At 65.0% G+C, this 23,276-nt stretch carries 18 protein-coding genes and 1 pseudogene; 16 read left to right on the top strand and 3 right to left on the bottom strand.

What is annotated here, in order from left to right; all coding sequences use genetic code 11:
• The first annotated feature begins 44 nt into the window (after nt 1-44).
• Complete coding sequence (locus tag ADK67_RS32415; RefSeq protein WP_157620987.1) at nt 45-1,154, top strand: hypothetical protein; 1,110 nt, start codon at nt 45-47, stop codon at nt 1,152-1,154.
• 16 nt (nt 1,155-1,170) lie between these two features.
• Here ADK67_RS32415 and ADK67_RS32410 read toward each other — a convergent pair whose 3' ends face one another.
• On the bottom strand, nt 1,171-2,283 hold the full coding sequence (locus tag ADK67_RS32410; protein ID WP_053720366.1) for a helix-turn-helix domain-containing protein: 1,113 nt from the start codon (nt 2,281-2,283) through the stop codon (nt 1,171-1,173).
• A 240-nt stretch (nt 2,284-2,523) separates the two neighbouring features.
• Between ADK67_RS32410 and ADK67_RS32405 the strand changes: the two genes are divergently transcribed.
• From ADK67_RS32405 to ADK67_RS32345, 14 genes and pseudogenes are all read left to right on the top strand, one after another.
• On the top strand, nt 2,524-3,435 hold the full coding sequence (locus ADK67_RS32405; RefSeq protein WP_053720365.1) for an AAA family ATPase: 912 nt from the start codon (nt 2,524-2,526) through the stop codon (nt 3,433-3,435).
• 19 nt (nt 3,436-3,454) lie between these two features.
• On the top strand, nt 3,455-3,901 hold the full coding sequence (locus ADK67_RS32400) for a hypothetical protein (RefSeq protein WP_197289724.1): 447 nt from the start codon (nt 3,455-3,457) through the stop codon (nt 3,899-3,901).
• Nucleotides 3,898-4,401, top strand: coding sequence for a hypothetical protein (locus tag ADK67_RS32395; protein WP_053720363.1), 504 nt, complete (start codon nt 3,898-3,900; stop codon nt 4,399-4,401). The genes ADK67_RS32400 and ADK67_RS32395 overlap by 4 nt, the downstream gene beginning before the upstream one ends.
• Before the next feature lie 20 nt (nt 4,402-4,421).
• Nucleotides 4,422-5,288 (top strand): CBASS oligonucleotide cyclase, encoded by an 867-nt coding sequence (locus ADK67_RS32390; RefSeq protein WP_053720362.1) that lies wholly within the window; start codon nt 4,422-4,424, stop codon nt 5,286-5,288.
• On the top strand, nt 5,249-6,253 hold the full coding sequence (locus tag ADK67_RS32385; protein WP_231648446.1) for an S-4TM family putative pore-forming effector: 1,005 nt from the start codon (nt 5,249-5,251) through the stop codon (nt 6,251-6,253). Before ADK67_RS32390 ends, ADK67_RS32385 begins: the two co-directional genes overlap by 40 nt.
• Nucleotides 6,254-6,597: 344 nt before the next feature.
• Nucleotides 6,598-8,112 carry a type I restriction-modification system subunit M gene (locus tag ADK67_RS32380; RefSeq protein WP_053720360.1) on the top strand — a complete coding sequence of 505 codons (1,515 nt, stop codon included), beginning with the start codon at nt 6,598-6,600 and terminating at the stop codon, nt 8,110-8,112.
• A gap of 28 nt (nt 8,113-8,140) precedes the next feature.
• Entirely contained in the window at nt 8,141-9,310 is a 1,170-nt protein-coding gene (locus ADK67_RS32375) for a restriction endonuclease subunit S (RefSeq protein ID WP_157620985.1), read from the top strand.
• Between the two features lie 2 nt (nt 9,311-9,312).
• Nucleotides 9,313-12,375, top strand: coding sequence for a type I restriction endonuclease subunit R (locus ADK67_RS32370; RefSeq protein WP_053720358.1), 3,063 nt, complete (start codon nt 9,313-9,315; stop codon nt 12,373-12,375).
• 640 nt (nt 12,376-13,015) lie between these two features.
• Nucleotides 13,016-13,223: pseudogene (locus tag ADK67_RS49540) on the top strand (integrase core domain-containing protein); the annotation flags it as partial.
• Between the two features lie 74 nt (nt 13,224-13,297).
• Complete coding sequence (locus tag ADK67_RS55145) at nt 13,298-14,710, top strand: N-6 DNA methylase (protein ID WP_082404152.1); 1,413 nt, start codon at nt 13,298-13,300, stop codon at nt 14,708-14,710.
• Nucleotides 14,682-15,881, top strand: a complete 1,200-nt coding sequence (locus tag ADK67_RS32360; RefSeq protein WP_053720356.1) for a restriction endonuclease subunit S — start codon at nt 14,682-14,684, stop codon at nt 15,879-15,881. Before ADK67_RS55145 ends, ADK67_RS32360 begins: the two co-directional genes overlap by 29 nt.
• A complete protein-coding gene (locus ADK67_RS32355; protein ID WP_053720355.1) occupies nt 15,872-16,828 on the top strand; it encodes a hypothetical protein in 957 nt (318 codons plus the stop codon). The genes ADK67_RS32360 and ADK67_RS32355 overlap by 10 nt, the downstream gene beginning before the upstream one ends.
• A 464-nt stretch (nt 16,829-17,292) precedes the next feature.
• On the top strand, nt 17,293-18,963 hold the full coding sequence (locus tag ADK67_RS32350) for a DUF262 domain-containing protein (protein WP_053720354.1): 1,671 nt from the start codon (nt 17,293-17,295) through the stop codon (nt 18,961-18,963).
• Nucleotides 18,963-21,233, top strand: coding sequence for a DUF262 domain-containing protein (locus ADK67_RS32345; protein ID WP_053720353.1), 2,271 nt, complete (start codon nt 18,963-18,965; stop codon nt 21,231-21,233). Before ADK67_RS32350 ends, ADK67_RS32345 begins: the two co-directional genes overlap by 1 nt.
• Before the next feature lie 194 nt (nt 21,234-21,427).
• Here ADK67_RS32345 and ADK67_RS32340 read toward each other — a convergent pair whose 3' ends face one another.
• Together ADK67_RS32340 and ADK67_RS32335 are read right to left on the bottom strand one after the other, a co-directional pair.
• A complete protein-coding gene (locus tag ADK67_RS32340) occupies nt 21,428-22,594 on the bottom strand; it encodes a TIR domain-containing protein (protein ID WP_157620983.1) in 1,167 nt (388 codons plus the stop codon).
• Complete coding sequence (locus tag ADK67_RS32335; RefSeq protein WP_157620981.1) at nt 22,554-22,832, bottom strand: hypothetical protein; 279 nt, start codon at nt 22,830-22,832, stop codon at nt 22,554-22,556. The genes ADK67_RS32340 and ADK67_RS32335 overlap by 41 nt, the downstream gene beginning before the upstream one ends.
• A gap of 180 nt (nt 22,833-23,012) precedes the next feature.
• Between ADK67_RS32335 and ADK67_RS32330 the strand changes: the two genes are divergently transcribed.
• On the top strand, nt 23,013-23,276 hold a 264-nt coding region (locus tag ADK67_RS32330; protein WP_157620980.1), incomplete at its 3' end, for a helix-turn-helix domain-containing protein.

Here is a 23,276-nt window from a genome sequence, read left to right as displayed (position 1 = left end):
AAGACCTCGGCCTCAAGGTCGCCTCGCGCCGGCTGCTCTGGAGGATGGGCTACACCACCCGCCTCGACGTGCAGCTTCGCGGCGCATGGGGTCCGGCGGCACAGCCGGACACATCGAAGGAGCGAGGAAAACGTTCCTCGCAACCCGAGTCGTTCACCGACCTCGATGTCCTGGGTCTGAGCCTCACCGGCGGAGCCCGGCTGCACAGCACGATCGTGGACTGCAAGACCACCACAGGTGGTTCCACGGGCCGAATGTTCTGGGTGCGTGGCGTGGGCGACTTCTTCGCGGCCGACGACGCCTACATGGTGCGCGATTCCGTCGTGACCGACGCCGCGCGACAACTTGCCACCCGGCTGGGCATCACCACGTTGACCAGTGCGGACCTCGGTCGCCTGGAAGAGTTGCACCCGTGTGACATCCCGCTGGACACCGCACCGATCTCGCACCTGTTCGACGTGTCCAGCGCAGCGACCGTTCTCGCTGCCTTCACTGGCTTGGACAAGAGGCTCAAGCCGCTGCTCGACTACCGGGAGTTCGGCTACTGGCTCTACGACGAGCACCGCAACCTGGTGCAGCTCGTGGAGCACATCCGTGCGTCTGCCGACCGACTCGACCCGCGCAATCCCCGACACCTCGCACTGGTGCTCGACCTGACGTGGCTCTACCTCGTCAGCCTCTGTCACGCCATCCACGCCATCCGTGCTGCGCACGTCTCCGACCCTGACCGTGGATTGCAGGAGTACCTGTTCGGCGGCGTCGTCGGCCTGCGTGAGAAGGAGCAGCTCTCCGCGCTGCTCGCGAGCCTCCGCGAAGGCGGGGCACTGCCCGCCGAGGTTCGGGTCGACCCACTGCCGACCTACTACCCCAAGCTCCGCGAGCTGATCACCAGGGTCATGCGCCGGCCTGATCGGGTGCTCCCGGCACTACGGCTGCTCGAAGTGCTGACCACGGTGACCGCACTGGCCCAGCGCGTCGAACCAGCCGATCTCGGTTCGCTGCACGACGATCTCGCCGCGAAGCAAGCCGCCGACGTCGTCCAGTTCCTTGTGAGCACTACCGGCCTGAACGACGGCTTCCGAGCCCGCGCACGATCACTTCTCTTCGGTGAACCAGTTCCAGGTACCCCGGAGCAAACGACGATCCCCGTGTGATGCAGTTCCAAATTTCTCAGAACTCTACGCGTGGACGTTCGTCGATGTCCCTGTTGAGCAGGGTTCGGATATCGGCTTCGGGCAGTCCTGAGCGGCTGATGAACTCATCGAAGGGGAATCCAGTTCTTTCCGTGAGTTCCAGTGCACGTTGCAGTAGGACCGGAACTTCAGGGTTCCCGAGGTTGCCCGGCTCCACCTTGCGCCAGCCTCGCACCGACAATGTCTTCCATGCCTGCGCGTAAGTGTGTTCATCCATGACACCGAGCGTTTTCGCCCTAACCAGGAGGGCGGCGATTGAGACATGCCATTTTGCCTTGAGGCGAAGTAGCGTCGGCCAGTCCAGCCGAGAGGGCAATTCCGGTTTGATGTCGTCGGCCGGCATGAGAAACGCGGCGGCAAACTCGTTGGCCTGACTTTCAGCGCCCTTGTCACCGACTTGACCGGCACCATGCATGACCAGGTGGCCGAGTTCGTGGGCGGCATCGAACCGCGAGCGGTCGCGCAGCCCCTTATCAGCCCCGAGCGCAACGACCGGCCTGTCGGGGAAGTCGACACAGAAGGCATCGACCTTCTCAATGCTGACACGGAAGCGGATGACGACTATCCCATTCTTTTCAAGCAGTCTCACCATGTTTTCAATCGGCCCACCCAGGACTTTCCAGCGAGCACGCACCTGGGCTGCGATCTCTTCGATCTCGACGGACCGAAATTGTTGCCCCTCATCGACGGGGATGCGCGGCAGGTCGAGATCGGGCAAGGCGACGAATTTTTCGAGTTCGAGCGTAAGCTCGCGCGCCAGTTGGACGTAGGCCAATGCCTGTTGACGGTCCCGCGGAGAGGTGGACCGGAGACTTCGGAAGAATCCATTGACCTGTTCCTGCGCGGGCGGGCGTGCCGGGGCGGCGAAGAACGGCAATGGGACGCGCAGTGCCACCGAGAGTCGGCGAAGGGTCGAGGTTGCCGGTCTGGCGTGTCCGTTCTCGAACTGGCTGACCGACGCCGAGGTGACCGAGCCAGTCTCCCGGGCCAGTTGCACCTGGGTGAGCCCTCGAAGCTCGCGCGCCATCCGCAGCCTGCCCCTGTCGAACAGGGCCGCGATGTCGCCGGGGTCCAGCTGCGGGTCGTTCACGTCACTCGTCTCCGTGCCTGTCCGCGCCCGCCGGATGAGCGGACGTTCTCGATCTTGATCACTCCGTTCGCATCTTAGGTTCGCCTACGTTACCGACGGGTCAAATTGCAGCTCACCATGTGGACACGCCCAGGTGAAGTGTGGAGTCTCACCGGTCTCGACGTCGTGTAGTCTACTCGAAATCTAGAAAATGATGTTGAAATCTGAGGTGCCACCGCGCGTGGAGGACGGAGTCGGAGCGTGAAGGTCCAGGAGTGCGTGCTGTCGGACGAGGTGATCGGCGCCGACTCGGCGGAGACCGCGTTGTGGGATGCGATCGTGGTACCGGACGAGATCAAGGAGCGGCTGCGCAACCAAACCCTGTTGTCGCTGCTCGTACGCCCGGAATTGCCGTTCACGGTGACGGCACTGCACGGGCTGTGCACGCTCTACGGCCCACCCGGCACCGGCAAGACGACCCTGGCGCGCGGGTTGCCCGCGCAGATCGCCCAGTACGTCGGGGGAGGCAAGGTCCGGCGGATCGAGATCAACCCGCACGGACTGATGAGCGCCGAGCACGGACAGTCGCAGCAGCGGGTCAGCGAACTTCTCGGCGAATACGTGCCGGGCCTCGCGTCGGACGGCATGCCGACCGTCGTGATCCTCGACGAGGTCGAGTCGATGGCGGTCGCCAGGTCAGCGGCGTCGCTGGCCGCCAATCCAGCCGACGTGCATCGCGCCACGGACGCAGTGCTCACCGCGTTGGACCTCAACGCCACCCAGCACCCGCATCTGTTCTTCGTCGCCACCAGCAACTTCACGTCAGCGCTCGACGAGGCGTTCCTCTCCCGCTCCGACGCCGCCATCCTCGTCCCGCTTCCCGAGGCCGATGCGCTGCGGGAGATTCTCGCCTCCACGCTGCTCACCCTCGCCGACAAGTACCCCGCGCTGTGGGAGCTGGCCCGCTCGGCCGCGATGGACGGTATCGCCCAGGCCGCTCGTGGGCTGGACGGCCGCCGTGCGCGCAAGGCGGTCTTTGAAGCCATGGCCCAGCGGCTGGACACGGTCTTGGATCCCGGCAGCCTCACCGAGCACGACCTGAACGCGGCGGTCCGCAACGCCGTCGGCAAGGCGACGACGAGTCACCCGGAGGCCTCTCGTGATGCGAACTAGGCAGGTAGCGGCCTCGCCCGTGCGTAGCGCCAGCGCGACCTGGACGGTGATCGCGCAGTTGGTGGCCGACACCGTCGCGCAGTCCTCCGCCCTGTCCCGCGACGAGGCCGAGCAGGCCCTGTCGGTCGCCGAGACGGTCGGGCGGATGCTGATCGCCGCAGGACACCTGGAGCGGCACCCCATCACCCTGGTGGCCGGCAAGGTGCACTGCGAGATCACCACCGTCTCCGGCACGGCGGCGCTGACCTTCGAGGAGAACCTCAACCCCGTCCCCGGCGCAGCGGGCGCGGACGACTTCACCATCTACCTGCCGTCCCCGGAGCCGCTCCAAGAGCAGGTGAAGGCCGCCGCCAGTGGCCACGCCCGCCTGTCCGACGCCTCACCGCCCACGCCACAAACGCAGGCGGCCAGCTCCGGTTCCTTGATCGACCACGCGGCGCTACGACGGGCGGTGACGGAGCGATGACCTCCACGTACACCTACAGCTACACCCGCACCCATACCGCCACCCACCTGACGGACGTCATCCTCGGGACGATCACCGACATCCTCTCCGATCTTGGCGTCAACATGGACCGCCTGCACCGCGACTGGGTGCAGAACGAGAACGCGATCAAGGCGTGGATCGAGGAGGGCTCGCTCGACACGGTCGTCCTCGAGTGCCACCAGCCCTCGGGCGCGGTGGCGCCCGTGATCGAGTTCCCGGTGTCCTACACCACCTCAGGTGCGGGCAACGCCGAGTTCACCGCCTCGCGCGCCCGCGCCGCCCGGTTCCGCGCCAAGTTCGACCGGGTGCCCGCAGGCACCACCTACCGGCTCTTCTGCACCTTCAACGGCCCACGCACCGAGCAGTCGGGATGGGGCCCTGGCCAACGCGCCAGCACAGACGGCCTCCGCGGCATCACCTTCGGCACCCTCGGCTCGGCACCGCATGCCTCAGCGGGCATGCGCTACCTCCATAACTGAGACCACAAGTAGGACAAGGTATGGGATACATCGACGACGCCTTCGCCAAGCTGAAGAGCAACCTGGAGATCACCAAGACAGAGCAGGACCTGGCGAAAGCACGGCATGAGGCCATCCGTGACTACGTCAAGCTGCACTGGGACCTCGCGGACGACTTCCTCACCGGCAGCTACCGGCGCGACACGAAGACGAAGAAGCTCAAGGACATCGACATCTTCATCGTCATCGACGACGAGGGCTCCCAGGCTGGCTACCGCGATCAGGCGCCGATCCAGGTGATCAACGCCCTGGAGACGCTGCTCCGCCAGAAGTGGAGCGACGCCTCCCGGGACGGCATGGCGGTCGTCATCCCCTACGGCGGCGACGACGAGGTCATGTCGATCGACGTCGTCCCCGCCTTCGACCGCGAGGGCGGCGGCTACTTCATCCCCAATCCCTCGGCGGGCGGCTGGATCGCGACCAACCCCAAGCGTCACCACGAGCTGAGCATCGCCAAGAACGCCGACTGCGGTGGCAAGTACGTCCCCTTCGTCAAGATGATCAAGGGAATCAACCGTGAACTCGGCGAGCCCGTGTCGCCGTCCTTCCTGCTGGAGGTCATAGCCCAATCCCTGGTGAAGCCGCCGATCAGTCGCTACCAGGACGAGATCGTGCTCTTCCTGGCCACCGCAGCCGAACGGATCGGCGACGAGTGGCCCGACCCGGCGGGATTGGGCGGCGACGTCAACGCGGTCATGAACGCGACGCAGAAACTGGTCGCGGTGGACGCGCTCAACCAGGCTCGCGTCATCGCCGAACGGGCTGTGGACCTGGAGGACGAGGGCCAGGAACGCGCCGCTTACGACGAGTGGAAGAAGCTGTTCGGCAACCGGATGACGAGGCCATGACCATCTCTTCCGACGCGAGTGGCGTCCACGGGGTGGCTCCGCGGGCGATCCATGAACGGCAACTCGACGACGACATGCTGCGCCTGCAGCGCGCCGCGTCGGCAAGCCACCAACGCGGGCAACTCCTCGAAGCCGTACGGGTGGCCGCGGCGGCCGTCCTCGCGGCGGCCGGTGTCCTGGTCACCCTGCTCGGCTACGGCCGACCGGTGGTGTCCATCGTCGGTTTCTTCTGGTTCATCCTCTCCGCGTTCCTGCTCAAGCGCATGTCAGGAACCACAGCCCGGCAGGGCGCCCTGCTCCAGGAGATGTTCGACACCAAACTGTTCCATCTGCCGTGGCGCTCCACCGTCGCGGGCGATCCCATCCCCGAACCCGACGTCTACCGCCTCGCGCGCAAACTCCGCCTCGGGGGCGCCAAGGACCAGCGCATCACCGCCGGCTGGTACGACTCCACCGCCGACGTCCACCACCCCTACGACGTCCTCATCGCCCAGGAACAGAACCTCGCCTGGGACGCCCGGCTCCGCCGCCGCTACAGCTACCTCGTCGCCGGCGCCGCCGTCCTGTGGACCGCGATCGGCTTGGCCGCCGGTCTCGCGATCGCAAACGCAACCCTCCCGGACACACTGCTCAGCTTCTTCGTCCCCTCCCTGGCCGCCTACCAGATCGCATACGAGGTCTGGTCCGGCCAACAGCGCGTCGCCGATGAGCGCGAACGGCTGGCCAAGGTCGTCAACGGCGAACTCCGCAACGGACGTCCCGGCCCCGTTACCGACACCGAGTGGCACCGTCTACGCGACGTAGCCCGCGATGTCCAGGACGGCGTGCTGCGCACCCGCCTGGACCCCACCAGGGTGCCGGAGTGGTTCTACAGACGCTTCCGCGACGGCGACGAACGCGACTTCGCCGACACCGCGGAGGGCCATCGCCTTCGACTCGCCCAGCACACACAGCCACCGACGTAGTGCCGCTCACCCCATGTGAGCGGCACCACCGCATGCGATCGATCATCCCTGCCGAAGACAGACCGAATCGGCACCTGACGACCAGATTGCCGATGTAGAACCACCGCTCCGACCACCTACTTCGACGCGACAAGCGTCCGGTCGACTTGGCGGTCTCGGATCCGGAGCGAGCGAGTTTGGAGCTGCCGAATCGGTCACAGGAGTCGAGTCGTGGCGGCCGAACCAAGCTGCATATGCGTCCGCGGGGCTGGGGCCGCACGGTCACGGTATGGGAGGAAGGGGCGACTACTGTCAGTCCGCTACGGCAGGATGCGACAGACCCCGAGCAGGAGGAACTACCCCTCGTGACCACCACGCAGCAGGACCTGGAGGCTCGCCTCTGGAAGGCCGCAAACGCACTTCGCGGGCCGGTCGATCCTGCCGACTTCAAGACTTACGTTTTCCCCATGCTGTTCTGGAAGTGGATCAGCGACACCTGGGTCTATGAGCACGACGAGGCGCTCGAGGACTATGGCGACGGCCTCAACGATGAGATCGAGGCCGACTACCACCGCTTCGAAATGCCCGAAGGCACTCTCTGGAGCGAGGTGACCACGAAGGTCACCAACCTCGGTGCCGAGATCGCGAAGTCCTTCCAGCGCATCGAGAAGGCCAACCCCCGTTCGCTTGCAGGCGTCTTCGGTGACGCCTCCTGGGGCAATAAGGAACGCATTCCGGAGTCGGCTCTTCTCGGACTCATCAAGGCGTTCAACGAGATCCGCCTCGACCCCTCCACAGTTAGCCACGACCTCCTCGGGGCGGGCTACGAGTACCTGCTGAAGAACTTCGCGGACGAGTCCGGCAAGAAGGCCGGCGAGTTCTTCACACCGCGCGAGGTGGTCAACCTGATCGTCGGCGTTCTCCGGCCGGAGCCGGGCGAGTCGGTCCACGACCCGACCTGCGGATCAGGTGGCATGTTGGTGGCGACCATCAACCAGGTTCGTGAGCAGGGCAAGGATCACCGGACGCTCCGGGTCTACGGCCAGGAGGTCAATCTGACGACCGCCTCGATCGCTCGCATGAACCTCTTCCTGCACGAAATCGAGGACTTCGACATCAAGCGCGGCGACACCCTGCGCGCGCCAGCGTTCAAGGACGCGAATGGCGCGTTGCGTCAGTTCGACGTGGTCATCGCTAATCCGCCGTTCTCGCTGACTGACTGGGGTGCCGATCGCTGGCCCGCCGACCCACGTGCCTTCTGCGGTGTCCCGCCGGCCAAGAACGGCGACTACGCCTTCATCCAGCACATGATCTCTTCGATAAAGCCCGGTTCCGGCCGGGTCGGCGTGGTCATGCCGCACGGTGTCCTCTTCCGTGGCGGCGCCGAGGCTCGCATCCGGCAGTGCCTCATCGAGAAGGACCTACTCGACGCGGTCATCGGCCTGCCACCCAACCTTTTCTACTCGACGAATATTCCCGCCTGCATTCTCGTCTTCCGTGACCAGAAGACCGCAGACCGGAAGGACCACGTCCTCTTCGTCGACGGCTCGGCACGTTTCGTGAAGGGCAAGAACCAGGATCGGATGACCGACGAGGACATCAAGGTCCTCATCCAGGCTTACGAGACCGGCGAAGATCCGGACGGTGAGGGCGGCACGAATGTCCGTCTGGTGTCGTTCGACGAGATCAAGGGCAACGGCTTCGACCTCAATATCGGCCGGTACATCAAGGTGGCAGCCGAGGAAACTGCAGATCTGGGCACGGCTCTCGTGGCGTACGCCGACGCTCGGCAGGAGCGGTTGAAGGCCGAGGCAGCGATGTTCGAGCGGCTCGCTGCGGCCGGGATCGACCTGAGCATGTTCGAGGTATCCGGTGAGTGAGTGGGGCGAGGCGGCTCTCGGAGACCTCATGACGCTCGACGTCAACGCCGTGGAGGTTGATCCCGCACAAGCCTACGACATCGTCGGGGTACTGAACCGTGGCCGTGGCCTGCTCTACCGCGAGCCGATGGCAGGCTCCAAGACCGCATACAAGACGCTGAATCGGATCGGCCTGAACCAAGTCGTCTACAGCCGCTTGAAGGCTTTCGAGGGCGCGATCACCGTCGCACCCGCCGACCTCCACGAGGTCTACGCGTCCCAGGAGTTCCCGACGTTCACCTGCGGGCCGTCGCTACTCCCGGGCTACTTCCGTCTTCTGACGACGACGAAGCGTCTTTGGGACACGTTGCAGAACCTGTCGACGGGGATGGGCGGACGGCGTGAGCGCGTGAAGCCAAACGACTTCCTGACGATCAAGATCGCACTGCCATCCCTTTCTGAGCAGCGCCGCATTGTCGATGTCATGGGGGCCGTGGACGCGCAGATCGAGGCGCTGATGGAGGAGGTCGTTAGGACAGAACGGGTGCTCACGCTGCTTCGGGCCGATGTGCCAGCCGGGGATGAGTACCGCATTAGCGAGGTCGTCGTTGGCATTGACAGCGGCAAGAGTGTCCAGACTTCCGGCGAGACCCCGTCATACGGCGAACCATCCGTTTTGAAATTGAGCGCCATCCAGTTGGGGGAATTCAACGCAGCCGAGGCAAAACGGCTCGATGACCTTTCAGGATATTCGGCAGCACACTTGGTCTCTGACGGAGATCTATTGATCACGCGCTCAAATACACCTGCCCGTGTCGGATATGTGGCGGTCGCACGGCAGGTGCCACCGCATACATACTTGCCCGACCTCATTTGGCGAATCCGCCCGAACAAGTCGCAATGCCTACCGGGCTATTTGAGCCATCTGCTTTCGTCACCTGAATGGCGTTCACGGATCGTCTCAACCGCAACAGGCACAAGTGCGTCGATGCAGAAGATCAACAAGCGTGGCTTCAGCATGGTAATGGTTCCAGTTCCGAGCCTGGATAAGCAGCAGGAGTACATCGCCAAGTGCGATGCGGCGGCCGACTCAAAGAGGTCACTTGCCGACGAACTCGACCGCCTCGGGTCTTTCCGCTCGACCCTTCTGGTCGCTCTCTTGAGCCAGGAGATCGAGATCCTCGAGTCCTACGACGACCTGCTGGAGAAGGTGTCCTGAACATGGGCTTCACCGAGGCAAGCACGATTCAAACGTCGCTGCTCGACTGGGCGGAGGATGCCGGTTGGGAACACGTGCCCGGCGTGGATCTGCCTCGGGATGAGCACGACGTCGTCATCGAGCCGTGGGCCCGCGAGGCACTCCTCGCCCTGAACCCGGACCTCGCCGAGGATTCAGAGTCGGCCGACATGGTCCTGTTCGAGATCAACCAGGCGATCCTCGACGCCCAGAACGGGCTCGTGGCGGCCAACGAGCGGCTCACCGTCATGCTGCGGGGCGATCACTCGTTCGTGACCGTCGACGGTAAGCACGTGCCGCGGCGGCTCATCGACTTCAGCGATCTCGACAACAACCGGCTGATCGTCGCCGACGAGGTCACCATCACCGGGGCCGTCAAGCCCCGTCGCTTCGACGTCGTCTACTACGTCAACGGCTTCCCGCTGGTCGTCGTCGAGACGAAGACCCCGGTGAAGAAGCAGGTGTCGTGGGTCAACGCGGCGAAGGACATCTACAGCACCTACGAGGCCGAGTACCCGCAGTTCTTCGCCACCAACGTCTTCAACGTCGCCACCGAAGGCCTCGACTTCCGCATGGCTCCCATCCGGTGCTACCCCGATCCCGACTCGGAGATCTGGGCGAAGTGGGGCTCGACGGCGGACGACCCGAAGTTGACCGGGCCCGTCCGCGTCGAACGCGCCGCCCGACTGCTGCTCACACCGCAGGTGATCCTTCCGATTCTGAAGGATTTCGCGATGTACCGGCACGCCCGGGACGCCTCCGAGCAGGACGTGAAGCTCCTGCCGCGGTACCCGCAGTTCGAGGCCGCCCTCGCGATCCACGTGAAGGTTCTCGCTGGTCGCCCGGGAGGACTGATCTGGCATCACCAGGGTTCCGGGAAGACCGAACTGATGGCGTTCACCGCCTCGCGTCTCCTGCGGGATCCGGGGGTCGGCTCGCCGACCGTCATCGTCATCGCCGACCGCAAGGACCTCGTCCGGCAGACGGCGGAGATGTTCGAGACGGCCGGGATGCCGCGCATGTCGGTGCCGGCGAACAAGCGGGAACTCTGGAAGATCCTGAAGCGCGACGAGCCCGGGGTCGTCATCACGACCGTCCACAAGTTCGCGGAGGCCGGTCACCTCAACGACCGGTCGAACATCATCGTGCTGGTAGACGAGGCCCACCGCACTCAGGAAGGCAAGTTCGGCAAGGCCTGGCGGGCGGCGGTCCCGAACGCGAAGTTCTTCGGCGCGACCGGTACAGCGATCAAGGACAAGGACCGCTCTACCTTCAAGTTGTTCGGTGACCCGGACGATCCCGACCTCGTCATGAGCCGCTACACAATGGAGCACTCCATCATCGACGGGTTCACCAAGCCGGTGATCGTCGAGGGACGCTCTGTGGGTTTCGAGCTGAACAAGGAGGACCTGGACGAGGCGTTCGAGGAGCTGGCCGAACAGGAACACCTGGACGAGGACGAAAAGGTCTACCTCTCCGGCAAGGCCTCCCACGTCGAGACCGTCCTCTCCAACCCGGAGCGAATCGCGGCCGTCTGCACCGACATCGTCGAGCACTACCTGAAGTACGTCGCGCCGCTCGGCCAGAAGGCCCAAGTCGTCGCCTACAACCAGCGGCTCGTCGTCGCCTACGCGAAGGCCATCGAGGCGGAGTTGAAGCGCCGCGGCGCGGTCGCCCGGATGCCCGACGGACAGGAACGCGAGGTCGGCGTCGTGATGCACGTCGCCGACTCCAAGAACACTCCCACCGCGTTGAAGCAACACCTGCTCACCGACGAGCAGGAGGAGACACTGAAGCGGCGCTTCAAGAAGGTCGAGGACCCGCTCTGCTTCGTCGTCGTCACCGCAAAGTGGATGACCGGCTTCAACGCGCCCATCGAGGGAGTGCTGTACCTCGACAAGCCGCTGAAGGCCGCGAACCTGTTCCAGACGATCACGCGGCCCAACCGCCCGTGGAAGAACCCCGTCACCGGACAGCGGAAGGACTACGGCCGCGTCGTCGACTACATCGGCCTGGCCAAAGCAATCGGCGAATCGCTGGTCGGCCCGCAACCCAAGACCGGGGAGACAGACGAACTCCACATCGTCGACGTCTCGCAGTTGGTCGCCAAGTTCATGGGCGACCTGACCAAACTCGACGCGATGTTCGCGGGCATCGACAAGACCGACTCCGGCTTCGCCTCCCTGGCGGAGGCGCATGAGCGGATCAAGGACGGCACTCCACAGCGTGACGCTTTCGTCGAGGGGTTCGTTTCGATCCAGACGGTGTGGGAGTTCCTCGATCCGAACGCGATGCTCGCCCCGTTCAAAGGCACCTACTACTGGCTGGCGAAGGTCTACGAGTCGATCCGACCCAAGGATGTGTCCAAGGCCTTCCTGTGGGAGCGGCTCGGCGCCAAGACGCAGGATCTCGTCCACGGTCACATGAGCAACGTGACCGTGCGGGTGAACCGGACGAAGAACGTCATGCTCGACGCGGCCGGCCTCGAACTGATCAAAAAGATCGCCGAGCAATTGAAGATCCCGGAGGTCGAGTCGCCGGACACGAAGCCGGGCGACGTCTACCAGGAAGTCCTGGACAGCATTGAGAGTCGACTGAAGCGCCGCCTGGAAGAGTCCGACAGTCCGGTCTACCAGAGCCTCGCCGCACGCATCGAGAAGTTGCGTCAGAAGGCCATCACCAGCGTTGAGGAGTCCCTCGCGTTCCTGGAGCAGGCACTACAGATTGCTCAGGACGTCGTCGCGGCCGACCGGGCGGCCGAAGAAGGCCGCCTTGAGGAGTTGGAGCCACTCGTCGACCCGAAGCGCGGCGCGCTCACACAGATCGTCGAGGAGAACACACCTCCGGGCCTGCACAAGATCGTGCCGGACATCGTCTTCAGGATCGACTCGATCGTTCTGGAAGTCGCCTATACCGGATGGACGGAAAGCGACGCCGGGGACAAGAAGGTCCGCAAGGAACTGCGGGCCGCCCTGAAGAACTTCGGACTCCCCGTGACGGGCGAGTTGTTCAACAAGACGTACGAGTACGTGAGGGAGAACTACTGACGACCGCGCGGATCCCCCGCGCCGGACGGGCAGACCAGCCACCGTACGGGCTGATCGAAACGAGGCGGTCTGACCACCGTGACGGCATCGCGAAGATGTCCGCGGTGGTCCGTGGACGGGTCGGCATGTCCGCGCCCACGGACCACCCACTCAACTGGACGAAGACAGCACCAACCGGCACTCAACGACCAGACTACCGGTGTAAAACCGCTGGTCAGCCCAGGTCCCATCCTTTGGTAATCCTCCCCGAAGTCCGGCCCTGTGCAGACGATCACGCGCAGGTTGGTGCCCTCCCCGAAGTCCGGCCAGTGGCGACGGCACGTACCGAGATCACCAACCGACAGCAGGAAATGCCGTCGCCACTGGCCTCCGATAGGGCTGGGCCTCCAGACGGATGGTGCGACTCCATATCTGACGAGCGGCGCTTCTACGCGGCAACACCTCACCAGCTGGGGCCGAACCCGACCCGAACGGCGTCCGATGCGACGAAGTCAGTGTCATCGGCCGCTGGCCCATCGCACAGGAAACCGCAGAGCAGGTCGCCCACGAGACCACGACCTGCGACCAGGTCACAAGTACCGAGGCGGCATCGCACACATGCTTATGCCTGGTCAGTGGCATGAGCGGATACTCAGGCCGGTACCGGCCGCAGACCAACGGCAAGGTCGAGCGGTTCAACCGGAACCTGCTCGAGGAATGGGCCTACAGCCAGCCCCACCGCACCGAGACCGAACGCCGAGCAGCATTGCCAAGATGGCTGCACACCTACAACCACCACCGCGGACACCTCACTAACCGGGCAACCACCCGCCAGCCGCGTCCCCAACCTCACAGGGCAATACAGCTAGGCCTGACGCGCGGCGTTGCGTGCGCGTTGAGCTACGCGTCAGACGACCACATTCAGCGCCTTGGGAGAGGTGGTATGGACGGCATTGTGGATGCACAATGCAACGGAGAGTTGCGGTCAACGTTCGTTTGTGTAACGATTCGCAGCTTTGCTCAAGACGAACGGGGAGTACTGCTTGTGAACAGCGAGAGAGACCTGCTGGCCCGGGTCCGGGAGGACCTCCGGGCGGCTGGCTACCCGCTCGTCCTCGCCGACATGCGCTTGCCCACCACCCGCAAGGAGCATCGCCTCGACGTCGTCGCGTTCGCCGCAGACAGCACCGGCGCTCTGCAGCCCGCTGTCGTCGTCGAGGTCAAGCAACGAAGGGTTCACGACCCGCAACTCGTCCTCGACCAGCTCGCCTTGGCCCGCGACATCCTCGGAACCCGACTGCACTACCTCGTCACCCCCGACGGCTGGCTCGAGGCTGATGGCGGCCTGCGCCGCCTGCAGCAGGTCGACGGCCCTGCCGAGGCGGACCGGCCCGGCGGCGAGCTGCGTGACATCTCCACCGTCGAGCTTCTGCTGCAGCAGTACCTGTGGGCCGAGAGCAACCGGCACCGCAACGAGGCCGGACCAGATGCCGCCCTGGGCGCGGTTCGTGATTTGCTGATTCGCTTCGCCAGCCCGGCCACTGTGCCAGCTGACCAGACCGTGCCGATGGACCCGGCAACGCGGTGGCTCGCCGTGCGCGACGTCGTCCGCAAGTACCTGGCTCGCGACAGGCATCTCGAGCCGCTGCTCAGCCAGCCAGCGCTCGCTCGGCCAGTGGCTCAGCTCCTCGGCGACGTCGTCCCTCCGCGCGTCGAGGATCCGTTCGCTGGCCTCGGTGCCTTCCTGTGGGCGGTCGCCGACCGAGCAGTGGAAGCTGGCACCGTGGTGCAGCTGTCCGGCACGGACATCAACTCCAACGTGGTTGAGCTCGCTTCGGCGGTGGGTGCGCTCTGCCCAGTGCCGCTGCAGTTCCGCGTCGGCGACAGCTTCCGCCTACAGGATGGCGATCCGGTCGACGCGGTCCTCACGCAGCCGCCGCTGGGCCTGCGACTCCCCGACCCGTTCCGTCTGTCCAGCGGTGCGACGACGAAGGACGGTGAGCTGGCCGCGATCGACGTCGCCCTGAGCCGCCTCACGCCAGGCGGCCGCGCTGTCCTGCACATCAGCCGTGGGTGGACGTTCCGCAGCGGAGACGCGGCGCGGTACCGCGCGTACTTGGCGGCGAAGTGGCGCGTCGCTGCGCTCATCGGGCTGCCAGCCGGGGCGTACGCCGGCACGAGCATCCCGTCGACGATCCTGGTCGTTGACCGTGCTCAGCCCGGCGAGACGTTCGTCGCGAACCTCGAGGCGAACTGGGCGGAGGAGCTCGCCCCCGGCGGCTCCGTGCTCACCGAGTGCCTGAAGCATCTCGACGCACCGCACATGCTTGGCGGCGCTGGCGGCCGAGGTGAGTAGTCCCGTCACTGCTGTGCTCAATCTGCGGGAGCGAGCAACCTGGGACGTCACCGCGTTGCTCGCGCCGACGCCCGACGAGCTGTGGGGTCAGCAACCGCTCGTTCCGCTCGGTGCGCTCGTGCAGGTGCGCACGCCGCGCAACGAGGCGAAGGAGGACGAACCTGTTGTCGGTCCGGGGAGCGTTGACACCGTCACTGGTGATGTCCGCACCCGCCGTGGCCGTGGCGCCTATCGACTCGTCCTGCGCGTCGGGAGTACGGACGCCGCCGCCCACCTCGGTGACGTCCTGGTGCCGCAGCTCGGTGACGGCCCCTGCGTGCTCATCGGCGAGCAGCACCGCGCCCTGACCTTCGTCAACTTCGTCGCGCTGCGCCCAGAGCAGCCGACCACCGGCCTCTGGCTGTGGGCCGCGCTGAGCTCTGCTCGTGGACGCGCGCTGCGCCGAACCCTGACGGTCGGCACTACCGGGAGACTCCCGCTGACCGCGCTGCTCAACACGCCCGTTCCGGTACCGCTCCCGCCCGCCGACCCGTGCTACGCCCAGCTCTCAGCGCTGCACGCGCGGACCAGCGTCGCCGTGAGCTCCGAAGGGCGCAGCTGGTGGCGCGTCACCACGCTGCCAGTTGACGGCCAGTGGCACCGCTACCTCGTCACACCCACACCCGAGGTCTTCAACGACGGCGTTCCACTGAAGGAACTCGCCACTATCATCGCTGGCCGCAACCCGCCTGGCGTCTTCGAGCAGCCGCGGCCAGGCGCCCTGCCCGTCCTCAACGGTCGGTCGGTCGATGGGAACAAGGTGCAGCGCTGGGCCGAGCCGGGGACCGGTGTAGTCGCGGAGCCCGGTGACGTCGCAGTTGTCGAGGTCGGGGTGCGCGGACGGGCAGCCCTGGTCACGCAATCAGCCATCGCCGGGACGGGCGTGCTGCTGGTCAAGCCGCACGACCGCAGCCATGGCGAAGCGCTGGCCGCCTATCTGCGCAGCGAGCCCGCTCAAACGCTCCGCGGCACCCTCATCACCGGCGGCGTCATTCCCAGGCTGAGCCGTAGCACCCTGGCGCAGCTGCCCGTGCCGCACGACGCGCTGTCCGCCTCCGGGGATGCCCATGCGCAGCAGCCGTCTCCCCACGCCCCACTGAGCGAGAAGTTGGAGCAGCTGCTGTGGAGCTGACCGCACGGCTGGCGCCCGTGGTGTTTGCTGAGCTGTACCAGGAGCTCCAGAGCAGCTGCGCCACACAGATGGCTGACCGGCTAGCCGACATCGACCGCGATCTCGACTGGCTCAGCTTGACCATCCAGCGGTACGAGGCGCTCTGGGCGTACCGGCTCACCCTGCCGGACCCGCAGGAGCGGTATCAGCCGCTCGACGCCGACCACGCAGCCCTTGCCGCCTGGATCGCTGCCGGACTGCGCGGCTACGGACCGAGCAACGAGATCAACCAGGCCGTGCAACAGGCCGTGCGCGACCGGACCGCCGGCGACCCGCCGGAGCTCGTCCGGGACCACAGTCGAGTCGCGCTCGTCGCCTGGAGCCTCGGGCAGGTGGTTGGCGACTACGACCGCTCGCTGCCCGTTGTGTTCTGCGAACCGCTCGCTGACCGCAGTGTGCAACTGGCCTACGAGGGACTCGTGCAGCACGTAGTCGGGCTGCCGGAGGTGGACGAGTGGCCCGAGATGCTTGGCAGCGCCGTGCTGTGGCGGGCGTGCGGGCTCGCGGACGGCCTACGCCCACAAAGGGGCGGCAGATCCAACCTGGAAGCGAGCGTGAACGAGCTCATCGCCGGGATGCGCCGCTACGTCAGCTCCACCGTGCTCAGCCAGTGGGCGAAGGAGTGGCCCGAGTACAAGAAGGTCCGCAATGGTTTCACCCACGTCGCCGGGGAGAACGGCGCGTACTCCTTCGCTGACGTCGCCTCACGCATGCGCAACCGCAGCGAGGTGGCGCCCGCCCTGACCAGCGCCACCACGTTCGTCGGTCACAGCCTTGCCGAAGAGCTTCTCGACAGCCCGCTGGCGCGGTGGCGAGCCGTGGCAGACAACCTCGAGTGGGAACTTCAGGCCTACGAAGACTTCGCGCCCGCCGGGTCCGACTCATGGACGTCCCCGCATTCCGGCTGACTTACACAACTGAGGTCCGGCCCTCCGCACAACGACCTCGCGCAGGTTGGTGCCCTCCCCGAGGTCCGGCCAGGGCGGCGGCACGTACCGAGATCACCAACCGACAGGAGGCAACGCGCCGCCACTGGCCTCCGATAAGCCCAACCTCCGTTGGATGGCACGGCAACCACATCTCACGAGCTGCGCTCTTCGCCCGATCGGGTCCGAGGAACCGGCACGGGTTTCAAGCCACGAGGCGGCCGATCGTGCGCACCACGGTCATGCCACTGCCAGCGAGCTCCAGCCCGTTGATCTCCTGCAGGGTTGGAGACGCCCTGGTCGCACATAGGCCCGCTCTCACTGCACGAGCACCCGATGGTTCGACCGCTCGCTCCGGGCATCAGCGGACGTGTGGTCGCTCTAGGCCATGTCAACTGTCGAACCCGGGAACGTCGCCGCTTGGCTGGCTCCGTTAGCCTCGATGTGTGGAACGTGAGACGGTCACCACCGATCTACGGCCGGAGTTGGTGGGAAACATCGCCGGCGAGTTCTTCGTGCCGAGTTATCAGCGCGGCTACCGTTGGGGATCCGATGAAGTCACGCGGCTCCTCGATGATATTCACGAGAGCGCGGGCAATAAGTATTTTCTGCAACCGGTCGTGGTGAAGCGTCGGGACGATGAGAAGTGGGAACTGATCGACGGTCAACAACGCCTGACGACCTTGTCCCTAATTCTCCGCTACATCCGACACCACCTCCCGACTGCGAGTCTGAAGTATTCGCTGGAATACGAGACACGCGCTGCCAGTGCGGAGTACCTGCAGAATCCGACATCGGAGGATAGCCAGAGCAACATCGACTTCTTCCACATCTTCGGCGCCTTCGAGTGCATCCGAAAATGGTTTGAAGAGCAAGACAACACCACGCTCGCAGCAATCAACTTCTACAAGTACCTCTCGGAGTCGGTCTACGTCATCTGGTACGAAGCCCCTCCGGAGGTCGAGTCGACCACGTTGTTCACCCGCCTCAACATCGGGCGGATACCTCTCACCGACGCCGAACTCGTCAAGGCTCTCATCCTGACCCGCAGTCGCCAGGTCAAACGCGACCGCGAGATCGCCGCGCAGTGGGACATCATCGAACGTGACCTGCGCATCCCGGAGGTGTGGGCCTTCGTCACCGGTAAGTCCGCCCCAGAGGCAACACACATCACCCTCCTGCTCGACACGCTCGCAGGCAGGCCGCAAACGTACCCGCGTCCGATGTTCCACACCTTCGAGACGCTCCGGCCGCAGATCGAGAAGTCATCTGAGAATCTTTGGAACCAGGTGATCGACCTTCACTCGCTTGTCATGGGGTGGTACGACAACCGCGATCTATTCCACAAGATCGGCTATCTCATCGCCAGGGGTCAGCGCTTCGACGGCCTGGTGGCGCTGTCGAACGACTGCACGAAGCACGAGTTTGATGCACGCCTGGACGCGCGGATCCGCAACGACCTAAACCTGTCTCCGTCCGACGTTGCTGAGCTTCGCTATGGAAACTGGAGGGCCGAGGCTGTCCTGTTGTTGATGAACGTCGAAACCGTGCGGCGCATGAAGCTGTCTTCCGAGCGATTCTCCTTCAAGGAGCATGCGACCCGGAAATGGAGTATCGAACACATTCATGCTCAGAACGCCGAGCCGCTGAATCGCGCGGCCCAGTGGGAGGAGTGGCTCCGCCTGCACCGTAACGCCCTGGCTGGCCTTCCCACGATCGACGACTCCCAGCGCGCTGACCTCACGAGACGCATCAACGGTGCCCTCGACGACATCTCAGCCGAGACCTTCCAGCCACTCGAGCAAGAACTCAGCAGCGTGTTCAGTCGGGCCGGGGAGGGTGCGGACATCGACACGATCTCGAACCTTGCCTTGTTGTCGAGTGAAGACAACAGCGCGCTGAGCAACTCGGCCTTCGAGGTGAAGCGCCGGAGCATTCTCGAACGGGACCGCGAGGGCTCCTACATCCCGGTCTGTACCCGCAATGTCTTCCTCAAGTACTACACCGACGCGGAAGGGCAGCAGGTCCACTTCTGGGGCGAGCGCGATCGCGCCGGATACCTCGCGGCCATGCAGAGCTACATCGCTCCATACCTGCTCGAGGAGGATGCTCCCTGATGGCCAAATACCTGACGTCCTACACCGGGCTCTTCTCATCGGACGCCACCGCCGACGCCCCCGCGGTGAGGAGCATCGAGATCCCGCTCATCCAGCGCGACTACGCGCAAGGGCGCACAGACGGCCGCGTGCAGGAGATCCGGGCGCGGTTTCTCGACGTACTCTACGACGCACTCGCTGGCGACGAGAAGGTGGGACTGGACTTCATCTACGGGGATGTCGAGGACGGCACGCTACGCCCATTGGACGGACAGCAGCGCCTGACCACCCTCTTCCTGCTGCATTGGTATCTGGGCTACCGGGCAGGGCAGATCGCCGAGCAACAACCCTGGATGAGCTTCTCGTACGCCACTAGGCCCAGCGCTCGCCTGTTCTGCCAGCGGCTGGTCAAGGCGGTGGCGCCGCCGAACGTGGCAGATCCTACGGCGTGGATCGTCGATCAGTCATGGTATCTGTACGTCTGGAAGCACGATCCGACCATTCAGGCGATGCTGGTGATGATCCGCGCCATCCACGAGCGTTTCGGCGACTGCGATGCGCGCCTCGCGTGGGAGCGGCTGGTTTCCGCTGATGACCCGGCCATCTCCTTCCAGCTCCTGCCGATCGACGAGATGGGCTCCGGCGAGGAGCTTTACATCAAGATGAACTCGCGGGGCAAGCCGTTGACGGCGTTCGAGAACTTCAAGGCCCGGTTCGAGCGCTCGATCTCGTGGGCCGGGGAGAAGGCCATCGCCTTCGATCAGCGGGTCGACGGGGTGTGGTCCGACATCTTGTGGCGCTATCGCGGTAATGACGACATCGTGGATGACGAGTTCATGCGTTACATCGCATTCATCACCGACGTGTGCGAGTGGCGCTTGGGACGAGTTCCGAACGGCAGTTCTTTCGAGAACCGCGCGTTGCGGCTGTTCGGAACCGAAGGAGTCGAAGCGGATGAGTGCCTGACCTTTCTCTTCCACGCGTTCGACACCTGGGTTGAGGTCGACATCGCGGAGGAGTTCCGACGGATCTTCACTTTCAGGCCGGTTAGCGCCGATGATGAGGGGCGGCTGCTGCTGCTCTTCGGTACCGACGCGAACGTGAACCTTTTCGATGCTTGCTGCCGCCACTACGACAGCAGGTACAAGGGACGATTCAGCTACGGTCGTACGCTGCTACTCCTGGCCGTCATCCTGAATCGTGCTAATCCCTCCGACGAATTCCCGCGCCGCCTGCGGGTGCTGCGCAACCTGATCGAAGCATCCGAGAGCGAGTTCCGTCCGCATCGGCTACCCGCGTTGGTTGCCGACGTGGAGCGCATCATCGTTCACGGCTCACTCGAGGAGATCAAGGGTTTCAACAAGGCTCAGGCCGAGGACGAACTCGCCAAGTGGGCCTTCCTCGACGAGCATCCCCACCTTGCCCCGGCACTTTTCCGGCTCGAAGATCACCAACTCCTTCACGGGTCGCTGCAAGCATTCGAACTTGACGCGGATACGTTCGGACACCGCGTGACCGCCTTCGAATCGCTGATGGCCGCGCCTGTCAAGTGGCGCGCTCTCACCGGAGCACTCCTCGCGGCGGGCGAGTACGCGCGCCGTCGCAACGCTCGGGATCTGCAGTTCGGTTCGCCGTCGAACGGTGAACCGTGGCGCAACTTGCTCACCGGTACTGCTCGTGCGAACTTGGTGAACACTGCCACGGCGATGGGTGCGGTCCTCGATGCCGTCGCGGCGGGGACGGCACCGGACACCTCGCTACGTGAAGTCCGAGACGCGTTCCTGCGCGAACGAGAGCAAGAGGGGTACTTCGATTGGCGTTACTACTTCGTGCGCTATGAAGCGATGCGCGAGGGCGCTTCCGGAATCTACGCCAGTGTCGGTGGCGCGATGGGTTATCGCGTCTGCATGCTCAACAAGACCCAGATGAACGGTAAATACCGTGATCCCTATCTCACCGCCCTGGTTCGAGAGGCCGGAGCGAGCGGGGACGTCATCGACGGGGAGGAAGGTCCGTTTTTCATCGGCGGCTACGTTGAGGAAACGCGATCGATGTTCCTGCGCAAAAGTGGCACTGGCCTGCGCTGCGCGGTGGATGGTTTCGTTCTGAAGCCTCCGTCGCACAGCGAGTTTCTCGAACGCTTTTATGAGATCCGCGCCAACTCTGGCCTGGACGAGCAACTCAAGCTGGTCATACTGCAAGAGTGGCGTGACAACCGGCACGTAGACACCGAAGACCGCATCCAGGCCGGTGCAAGGTTGCTGCGTGACCTTGTCGCCGCGGGTCTCTGAGGGATTGTCAATCGACTTTAACCGGACTTGGGCCCTGCCGGACCTAGAGGGTTCTGGAGACCAGATCCGCGCACAGCGCTGTCCCACCAGTAGCCTTCACGCACTCGGACGATCTCACCGAGGGCCGGCGAGATGATGTGGCTCATCGATCGCCACTGCTGGTCAGGGCGCTCCGCACGGACCGTGCGGCAGGCTCAGAGCACCTCCAGCAACCGTCCGACGACCGCGTCGATCACCTCTGGCGCGTCGGCACGGACCTGGAGGAACTGCAAGTAGGCGAGCTGCCGGATCCGTTCGGGCACGTCCTCGGCGCGCACCGGGCCCCGAGCACCCACGACCACCGGAACGACGGGGATGCCGTGCTCGAACGCTGTGGCGATCTCGTGGACCACCCAGTCGTCCGGGGCGGTCGACCGGGATTCCCAGTCCGGACCGATGACAGCCACGACGACCTGAGCTCGCCGGATGCTGTCCGCGATGACCTCCCGGAAGTTCGCTCCGATTGGGATAGACCTAGTGGACCGGAAGACCGCTGCCTTGCCCAACCTGTTGGCTACGGCTTGGTCAATAGCGGCGGCCAAGCCGCTGTCCTCGACCCGGTACGTGATGAAGACTGGGCTCACCCGGTGGTCGTTCGCTGTTGACCCCGAGTCCGAGATTGCCAGCTTGGGTTGGCTGACGCCCGTCATCTCGTGCCGCAACAGCACCGCCAAAGCGGCGAAATCCGGTGAGGCGCCGTCTTCCACGGGAAAGGCGTCCATGGCGGTGCGCAGGGCTGCGCCGAGGACACCAGGCTGATACGGCCACGGTGCGCGGCCAGCCATGAGGTAGGTGAACTGTGGTCCCCGGCTCCCGGCAGGCGCGGCCTCGGCGATCTGCTGGCTTTCCTGCAGGGCGGAGTCGGCGGCGCCGCTGAAGCAGCAGTCCAGTATCACGATCACGGACCGGGCCTGGGTGTCGGCGAGCGCGGCGCGAACGGAGTTCCACGGCACCCCGGTCAGCTCCGGGGCACGCGGGTCGCAGTCGCGGGTCGCCAGGACCAACTCGCCGAACCGTGACAGCACGCCGTGCCCGGAGAAGTAGAGGATGAGTTGGTCCTCGGCGTCGGCGCAGGCTTCGACCAGAGCCCGCACGAATTCGTGCCGATCCGCGTCGACGACCGTGTCGACCAGCACCGCACCGCCGGCAGGCAGCTCTTCGAACCCCCGCGCCAAGTCCTCGGCAGCCCGGTCGGCCGAAGGCAGGTCTGGCAGCGACGGGTCGTCGTACCTGGCGACGCCCACGAGGACCGCCCGGGACCGCGCCATCCGCACCACGCGATCAGCCATGATGGTCTCCTGACCAATCGTCCGCGACCACACCGTCGTACAGGAATCCCTGCCCTAGATCGAGCGCCTCGTAGCGCTCGACGGCCAACCACAGCCGATCGAACCGGTCCCACATGCGCTCGACATCAGCTCCGGGCGCCATGGTGGCGAGGATGCGCACGACCTCGTAGAGCAGTGGCAGCTTTGGGGCTTCCCAGCAGTCGCTGAACAGGCGATGAACCGTGTCGCGACCGAACCGGTCCCTCAGGTCCCGGTCCTGTCGCTTGACCATGTCATCAAGGCTGGGCCTGCCCGCCCTGGCGTGCAACCGGTGCAGCTCGACTAGTGGCGTGTCACAGAGGGATGACCCGGTAATCGATCGGTTGGGGTGATCGGCGAGGCTGGTCCCGCATGTCGAGTGCGGGAGGTGGTTGTGGCTCGTCGTCCGAGCGTGTTCGTGAGGCCGTTATCGATGGAGGAAGGCCGGAAGATCCAACGGATCACCAGGACCGCGAAGGATCCGGTACGGCTGCGCCGGGCGATCGTGGTGCTGATGTCCGGCCAGGGCCAGGCGGTCGGGGACATCACCTCGTTGCTGCAGGTGGGCGAGGACTATGTCCGTGACGTGATCCATGCGTTCAACGAGCGGGGGTTCGCGGCGCTGGACCCAAAATGGAGCGGCGGGCGGAGTCGGACGATCGGTGAGGCGATCCGTGAACGGATCTGCCTGATCGCC

The organism is Saccharothrix sp. NRRL B-16348, from assembly GCF_001280085.1.
Lineage (GTDB): Bacteria > Actinomycetota > Actinomycetes > Mycobacteriales > Pseudonocardiaceae > Actinosynnema.
Note: the sequence above shows the minus strand (reverse complement) of the source record. Positions and strands in the feature narration are given on the sequence as shown.